The sequence below is a fragment of the Pseudomonas endophytica genome, from assembly GCF_001411475.1.
Classification (GTDB): Bacteria; Pseudomonadota; Gammaproteobacteria; order Pseudomonadales; family Pseudomonadaceae; genus Aquipseudomonas; species Aquipseudomonas endophytica.
Genome location: NZ_LLWH01000063.1, coordinates 1 through 7,782, shown reverse-complemented (window position 1 = coordinate 7,782; position 7,782 = coordinate 1). Strand labels below are relative to the sequence as shown.

Here is a 7,782-nt window from a genome sequence, read left to right as displayed (position 1 = left end):
GTGACTACATCGACTCTTTGAAGTTTTCCGTAACTGGGCAGAAAGAGTGGGCAACAGTCGACGGTCAGCACATGACCGCACCCGGTTACAAGCTGTGGGGGGATGCCATCGACAAGGCTTTGATGAATACCTCGGTTGTGAAGGGGCTTAAAAAATGATCAAACAGTTCTCGGCGCTCATGGTGGTTCCTGTCATGGCTTTCAGTGCTTTGGCAAGCGCGGCTCCTGCTCTGTACTCCACAGGTCCTGACGCTGACTCGGCATTTATCCGCTTCGTCAACGCCAGCCCGGCGCCGTTGGAGGTGGTTGCTCAACCTGGGCAAAAGCCGCTGCGTCTGGAGACCACGCAGCCGGTGTCTTTGCTGTATCCAGTTGATTCAGCCAAGCCGATTAAAGGCACGTTGATCAGTGGTAATCAAAAGTTGCCTGTCGAGCTGAGCATCAAACCGAGTGAATTCGTGACGGTGTTTGCGCTAACGGACGGTACGGGTATAGAGCAGGCGGTGGTGCGCGAACAACCCGATGACTTCAATGGCCTCAAAGCGTCGCTGGCATTTTTTAATGTCGACAAAAGCTGTGCTGACGCTCGTCTGCGACCGGCCGGGCGTGATGCTGATCTGTTCAAGGCAGTTGCGGTTGGCAGCCTACAGCGTCGCTCGATTAACCCAGTGAAGTTGTCGGTGCAGTTGCTGTGCGCTAACGCTAATGTCGGGCCTGCGCTCGATCTGGGTGAGCTTAAGGCGGGTGAGCGTTACAGCGTCATGTTGGTGCCTTCGGCCAAGGGTCCGCAGCTGATAAAAGCAACGGACACTCCATCCCACTGATTGGACGCTGCCGCCGCCATGGTCTTCGCCTCTCTCGAGTTTCTGACGTTATTTCTACCGGCTTTCCTGCTGATCTATGCACTGGGCAAGCCGCAATGGCGTAACGTCATTTTGTTGATCGGCAGTTGGTTGTTCTATGGCTGGCTGAACCCCATGTTCCTCGCGCTGCACGTGGCCTTGACCATTGTGGCGTGGGTGGGCGGGTTGTTGATTGATCGCTCGCGGGAGGATTCAAAAGGGCGTGTACGGCTATTAATCGCCTTGATCGTGTTCAACACCGCAGTGCTGTGCTGGTACAAGTACGCCAACATCTTGGCCGCGACGTGGATGGAGTGGATCACCTACCCCGGCGCCATGCCGTTGGAATGGCAGCGGGTCGCGTTGCCCGCCGGGTTGTCGTTTATCGTGTTGCAAGCGATTTCCTACTTGGTGGACGTGCATCGGCACACGGTGCCGGTGGAGCGTAGCTTTATCAATTACGCCACCTATATTTCGATGTTTGGGCACTCCATCGCAGGCCCAATCATTCGTTACGACTGGGTGCGTCGCGAGCTGGTTAAGCGCTACTTCGATTGGCAAAACTTCTCGCTCGGTGCTCGGCGGTTCATGATCGGCATGTGCATGAAGGTCTTGGTTGCTGACACACTATCTCCGTTGGTGGACGTGGCGTTCCACCTCGACAACCCCTCTTTTATAGATGCCTGGATCGGTTGCCTGGCTTACTCGTTGCAATTGTTTTTTGACTTCGCTGGCTACAGCGCCATGGCCATCGGCTTGGGGTTGATGCTGGGCTTTCACTTCCCCGAAAACTTTAACCAACCGTACTTGGCCAGAAGCATCCAGGATTTTTGGCGGCGCTGGCACATGTCGCTGTCCAGTTGGTTGCGCGACTACTTGTACATCGCCTTGGGCGGCAACCGAAATGGTGCTTGGAAGACCTACCGCAACCTGTTTCTGACCATGGCTATCGCCGGTCTGTGGCATGGCGGTGATAGCTGGAACTACCTACTGTGGGGCGCTGCACATGGTATTGCGCTGTGCGTGGATCGCTTGTGGTCACGCTCAACGTTACCGAGCATTCCACCGGTGTTGGCGCACGTCTTGACGCTGTTGTTTGTGTTCATGGCCTGGACGTTGTTCCGCGCCCCGGACTTCCATTCGGCGTTGAACATGTATGCGGGGCAGATTGGCCTGCATGACTTTGCATTGGGTGACGCGTTAGCCGTGACGTTGCGCTCGGCACATGGCTTGGCGGCACTGTTGGGCATTGCCTGCATCCTCGCCCCAGCGTTTAAAAACCGTTACGAACAACGCTTTGGCGGCTCTGTCCTGTATGCACCGATAGCGGCCGTGTGGCCGGTGGCGGGCTTTCTGCTCTCGTTCGCGTTAATCGCGAGCCGTGAAGCGGTGCCTTTCCTGTACTTCCAGTTCTGATGGCCGAGCCCATGCCTGACTCTTCCCCTAAACCGGCGATGCCGAGCGAATTTACAACCCGTATCAGTACGTTATCGGGTTGGGTATTCTGCGCGTTTCTATTGGTAAGTTTTGCTTCGGCCGCGTGGTTGTTGATCAGCGGCAAGGTTGAACTGCTGCCGCCTAACCTCACCCAAGACCAAGTGCTGCATGGCGAGGTCACGCACAAGATTGCCAAGCAGTTGTCGATGGCGGTTGTACCCGAGCGTGCAGCAGACCTAGAGCGCGCCGCCAGTTGGTTAGCCTTTCATGACACCGGCGCTCGGGTGCGTCCAGGATGTGACGGTTGGCTATTTCTGACGGACGAGATGCGCATCAATCGTCACGCTCAGGACAATGCCGAGGCTAAGGCGGCGGTGGTGCACGCCGTTCAGCAACGCCTCGCCAAACAGGGCATTGAACTGCTGGTCGCCGTTGTGCCCGACAAAAGTCGAATCGCTGCATCACAGCTGTGTGATTTACGTCGCCCAGCGCAATTGCAACACCGCGCGCAGGCTTGGGTCGATGGGTTAAATAAGGCAGGTGTCAAAGCGCTGGATCTGGCGCCGACTCTGCAGCCCTTGGGCGCCGAAGCGTTTCTGCGCACTGACACTCACTGGAGTGAAATCGGTTCATCGGCGGCGGCCAAAGCTATTGCGCAGCAGATACAAGCCCTAGGTTTCAGCGCCACGCCGCCTACCGAATATGACCGTACTGTGCAAAGTCCGGCTCGTCGTCCGGGGGATCTGGTGCACTTGGCGGGTCTGGATTGGTTGCCGTTGCGTTCTCAGCCAGCCCCAGAATCGGTGACCGCGAGCGAGTTCACTGAGAAACAGACTCAAGCGAGCAGTGAGGGAGATAGCCTTGATGACCTGTTTGGTGACGACAACCTGCCCAATGTGGCACTGATTGGCACCTCTTTTTCGCGAAACTCAAACTTCGTGGGGTTCCTGCAACAGGCGTTGCGCGCGCCGGTGGGCAACTTCTCTAAAGATGGCGGTGAATTCTCCGGCGCAGCCAACGTTTACTTTAGTAATTCGGCCTTTAAAGACACGCCGCCCAAATTAGTGATCTGGGAGATCCCCGAGCGCGATCTACAGACGCCTTACAGCGAAGTGATTAAGTGGGCGGAGTAATATTTCGGCGGCTGGGTGGGTCGTGATGTTAACGACTCCACACGACATGAGTCGTTTAGGCGGACTGATCAGAAGGTTGAAACGAAAAGAGTGTGATTATTCATAGACGGCCATTTGGCGGAATAACACGGCTTGTATCTAAGAAATGGCAGGGGCGGCTGGATTTGAACCAACGCATGGCAGGATCAAAACCTGCTGCCTTACCGCTTGGCGACGCCCCTGTATCTGTTGCGAAGAGTGGCTGGCACTCTGTGTGACGCTGCTTACTGCGAGGTCTTTAAGATCTGCTGCAAGAGTGGGCGAGAATTTAGCAACATTTTCTCAACCTGTGAACCCCCTTAATTAAAAAAAACACGTAAAAACAGCCGCTTACTGTCTTTTAGGGCACTGCCGAGAGCATTTTGACCCTTGCCGACGCTTTGGCGGTGCAAAGTCAGCCTTGCTCTTGTGAAATTTAAAGGTTAATTTTTCATGAAATTAATCTGTTTAGATTTCATGGTGGTTTCAATGTCTACACAAGGCTGTGTGCTTTATCGCGGAACCGGGACGTGAATAAACACCAAGAAATCGCTGCGTTAGCGACCCTTATTCACGACTTACGCAAGCACAAAAAAGTCACCTTGAAGGCCCTGGCCGATCACATTGGCCGTTCGGTCGGTTTTCTGTCGCAAGTTGAGCGCGGTTTATCACAGCCTACGGTGGCTGATCTCACCGCTATCAGCGACATGCTGGGCGTTCCGACCACTTACTTCTACAACATGCCTAAGCCCAAAGCGCTGTCCTGGGTCACTCGACCGGACGAGCGCCGCACCTTGTATTTAGCCAACGGCATTACCGACATATTGGTATCACCGAAAATTCTTGCGTCGTTTTCCATGCTCGAAAGTCTGCTGGAGGCGGGAGCTAACAGCGGCGAGCGACATATGCTCGACAGCTCCGAGCAAGGCGGCTATGTGCTCGAAGGCGAGTTGAGCTTATGGCTGGGCGACGACGAAACGCCGGTCACCTTACGCCCCGGAGACAGTTTTCAGTTCGACAGCAACACCCTGTGCCGTTACGCCAACCTGACCGAACAGCTCACGCGAGTGCTCTGGGTCTACACCTGATTAAGGATGAACAACGATGGACGCTGCATGCTCTGATCTGCTGGCTGAAGTGCGAGCCTTTCGCCAACGCTACCCGGATGTGCGATATGTCGACTTGATCTCCCTAGACATACCTGGGCATTTTTACGGCAAACGCTACCCGATCGACATGCTAGAAAAAGTCGCCGCTGGCAGCGCCCTTAAACTGCCGCAAAACTGCGTGCTATTGGGCGCGCAGGGCGGGCTGTTTAAAATCGGCGACTATTGCTTCAACGATGGCGACCCGGATGCCGTGCGGCGTCTGGTGCCTGGCACGCTCAAGCCGGTGACGTGGGAAGACCAGCCGTTGGGGCAAATGCTGATCACCACCGATGGCACTGAAAAACCGATCGAATTCGAACCCCGCGAAGTCTTGGCGCAGGTGCTTAACCGTCTGGCTGGCAAAGGCATTCATCCCGTGGTGGCGTTCGAGCTTGAGTTCTATCTATTCGACAGGCAGTTGCGTGATGGCTTGCCGCAATATGCCCGTGATCAGTACTCCGGCGATGCGGATGACCAGCCCACTCTGCACATCGAGCGTTTATCACGTTTTGCCCCTGTGCTGCATGACATGGTTGAGGCTGCTCAGGCCCAAGGCATTGATGCCACGGTGATCACCGCTGAACTGGGCCCGGGGCAGTTTGAAATCAACTTCGGGCACCTAGACGATGGTTTGCGCGCTGCTGACTGGTCAGCGCTGTTCTGCCGCAGCACCCGTGGCGTTGCCATGAAGCACGGGTATCGGGCCAGCTTTATGCCTAAGCCTTACTTGCATCAGCCGGGCAGTGGCATGCACGTACATGTCAGTGTGTATGACGCGGCGGGTAACAACCTGCTGGCCGCCGAGCAACAACAACCGCTGCGGCACGCCATTGCAGGTTGCCTTGAACTTTTGCCTGCGTGTATGCCGATCTTTGCTCCGAACCACAATGCCTTTCGCCGCTTGGGCGGTACGACCAATATTGCTACCCGCGCCAGTTGGGGGTTTGAGGATCGCGACGCGTGCTTGCGGGTTCCTGAGTCAGACAGCAAAAACCTGCGGGTCGAATACCGTCTGGCGAGCGCCGATGCCAACCCCTATTTGGTGCTGGCGGCGATTTTGGTTGGGCTTGAACATGGGCTGGAGTCCGCGAAAGAGCCAATTGCGCCGCTGAACGAAGACCGCAACAGCGGCGTCGACTTCCCGTTAGAGATGCTCGAAGCAGTCCGTGCAATGCAGTCTCAGCCGCAACTGCGCGCCGGTTTGGGGGCGGAGTTCGTAGACGTGTATTGCGAGAACAAACGTCAAGACCACCTGGCCTTTATGCAAGAAATCAGCGCCCGGGAGTATCGCTGGTTTTTATGAGTGTGCTGGCGCGGCGCATCCATGCGCAGAACCGCGAGTCGCTGTTGAAGAATGAGGCTGCGATGGGTTGCCAAGTGATCCATCGCAGCCTCGTGTCTGGTCAGCGATTACAGCGCCTCGCAACTCGGTTGACCATTGATTAGACGCTGAATCCCCAGCGGGTTGGCGTTCTTGAGGGCATCGGGCAAGAGGCTGTCTGGGTAGTTCTGAAAGCACACTGGGCGCAAGAAACGGTCGATGGCCAAACTGCCGACCGACGTTCCACGGGCATCAGACGTCGCCGGGTAAGGCCCGCCATGAACCATTGCGTCACACACCTCAACTCCGGTCGGGTAACCGTTAATCAACAAGCGACCGGCTTTGTGCTCAAGCACTGGCACCACCTCGGCAAAGGCCTGCAAATCGCTAGGTTCGCTAATTAAGGTTGCGGTCAGTTGGCCGTGCAGGCTGTGTAGCGCTTGCAACAACTGAGCTTTGTCAGCGACCTCAATGACGATGGTCGTCGGGCCGAAGACTTCTTCTTGCAGCACTTCGGCGCCTTCTAACAGCAGGCTGACATCAGCTTGGAACAGTTGCGGATGTGCCTGGTTGCCTTGTTGTTGCGAGCCGGCTAGGTGGCGGATGCCCTTGACCGAGGCCAAGTGCTCAAGCCCTTTGACGTAGCTCTTAAGGCCTCCGGCGTTGAGCAGTGTGTGCGCAGGTTGAGCGCTGAAAAACTGGCCCAGTGACTCAACCCATGCGCTGAATGCGGGCGAGGTAATCCCCAGCACCAAGCCCGGGCTGGTGCAGAACTGACCTGCGCCCAACATGACTGAGCCGCCCAATTCCTTAGCGATTTGCTCGCCGCGTTGTTTCAAGGCTTCAGGCAGCAGGACTACCGGGTTAATGCTCGACATCTCGGCAAAAACCGGTATCGGCTGCGGGCGAGCAGCGGCCATGTCGCACAGGGCGCGACCACCCGAAAGCGACCCAGTAAAGCCGACCGCTTGAATCGCCGGATGCTTGACCAATGTTGCGCCGACCCCGGCACCGAAAATCATGTTGAACACACCCGCTGGCATTTCAGTACGCTCGGCCGCGCGCACGATGGCCTGGGCCACCCACTCAGCCGTCGCCATGTGCCCGCTGTGAGCCTTGAACACCACCGGGCAACCGGCGGCGAGTGCAGCAGCGGTGTCGCCTCCGGCAGTCGAAAAGGCCAGCGGAAAATTACTGGCGCCAAACACCGCAACCGGGCCAACGCCGATGCGGTACTGACGCAGATCAGCGCGGGGTAACGGTTGACGATCGGGTAGCGCCTGATCAATACGTGCGCCGTAAAAATCACCGCGCCGCAGTACGTTGGCGAATAAGCGCATCTGGCCGCTGGTGCGTCCACGCTCACCCTGAATACGCCCGGCGGGCAGGGCAGTTTCACGGCAAACGGTCGCCACAAAATCGTCCCCTAGCGCGTCGATTTCTTCAGCGATGGCGTCTAGGAATGCTGCGCGACGGGCGGCGGGTAATCTGCGAAATGTCGTGAACGCAGTGCTGGCCGCCATGGCCGCAGCATTTACTTCAGCGTCGGTGGCCTGCACAAATTGATACGGCAGGGCTTCGCCGGTGGTTGCATCTAAGCTTTGCAAATGAACAGAGCCCGCGCCGCTGCGCTGGCCGCCAATAAAGTTCTGGCCGGTAATCTGGGTCATACACATCTCCATAAAGTCAGGCAGTTGAAATCACTGGCGCTTAGGTAATTGCCCCGATCTGCCACGGCACAAATTCGTTTTGGCCGTAACCGTGTTGCTCGCTTTTGCTGCGCTCACCGGAGGCAATGCGCAGCATCAGGCGGTAGATATATTCACCGCGCTCTTCGATGGTCATGCTGGCGTCGGCAATACCGCCGCAGTTCACGTCCATGTC

Annotated in this window: 6 protein-coding genes, 1 tRNA gene and 1 pseudogene; 5 read left to right on the top strand and 3 right to left on the bottom strand. The window is 56.8% G+C overall.

Annotation, left to right across the window (positions count from 1 at the left end):
- Positions 1 to 154: 154 nt before the first annotated feature.
- Genes AQS70_RS06045 through AQS70_RS06035 form a run of 3 tightly spaced genes read left to right on the top strand, consistent with a single transcriptional unit; the run spans position 155 to position 3,411 of the window.
- On the top strand, positions 155 to 823 hold the full coding sequence (locus AQS70_RS06045) for an alginate O-acetyltransferase AlgF (RefSeq protein ID WP_055101994.1): 669 nt from the start codon (positions 155 to 157) through the stop codon (positions 821 to 823).
- A gap of 18 nt (positions 824 to 841) precedes the next feature.
- Complete coding sequence (locus AQS70_RS06040; protein WP_055101996.1) at positions 842 to 2,257, top strand: MBOAT family O-acyltransferase; 1,416 nt, start codon at positions 842 to 844, stop codon at positions 2,255 to 2,257.
- 11 nt (positions 2,258 to 2,268) lie between these two features.
- Positions 2,269 to 3,411 carry an alginate O-acetyltransferase AlgX-related protein gene (locus AQS70_RS06035; protein WP_055101995.1) on the top strand — a complete coding sequence of 381 codons (1,143 nt, stop codon included), beginning with the start codon at positions 2,269 to 2,271 and terminating at the stop codon, positions 3,409 to 3,411.
- A gap of 146 nt (positions 3,412 to 3,557) precedes the next feature.
- Here the strand turns inward: AQS70_RS06035 and AQS70_RS06030 are convergent.
- Positions 3,558 to 3,632: transfer RNA gene (locus tag AQS70_RS06030), tRNA-Gln, on the bottom strand.
- Positions 3,633 to 3,959: 327 nt separating this feature from the next.
- Here AQS70_RS06030 and AQS70_RS06025 point away from each other — a divergent pair.
- Positions 3,960 to 4,517 carry a helix-turn-helix domain-containing protein gene (locus AQS70_RS06025; protein ID WP_055101993.1) on the top strand — a complete coding sequence of 186 codons (558 nt, stop codon included), beginning with the start codon at positions 3,960 to 3,962 and terminating at the stop codon, positions 4,515 to 4,517.
- A gap of 16 nt (positions 4,518 to 4,533) precedes the next feature.
- Positions 4,534 to 5,880: a glutamine synthetase family protein gene (locus AQS70_RS06020; protein WP_055101992.1), complete on the top strand. Its 1,347-nt coding sequence runs from the start codon at positions 4,534 to 4,536 to the stop codon at positions 5,878 to 5,880.
- Positions 5,881 to 5,987: 107 nt separating this feature from the next.
- On the opposite strand, the gene AQS70_RS06015 is transcribed toward AQS70_RS06020, so the two are convergent.
- Positions 5,988 to 7,568 (bottom strand): aldehyde dehydrogenase (NADP(+)), encoded by a 1,581-nt coding sequence (locus AQS70_RS06015; protein ID WP_055101991.1) that lies wholly within the window; start codon positions 7,566 to 7,568, stop codon positions 5,988 to 5,990.
- 40 nt (positions 7,569 to 7,608) lie between these two features.
- Positions 7,609 to 7,782 (bottom strand): annotated as a pseudogene (locus tag AQS70_RS23145) (UxaA family hydrolase); the annotation flags it as partial.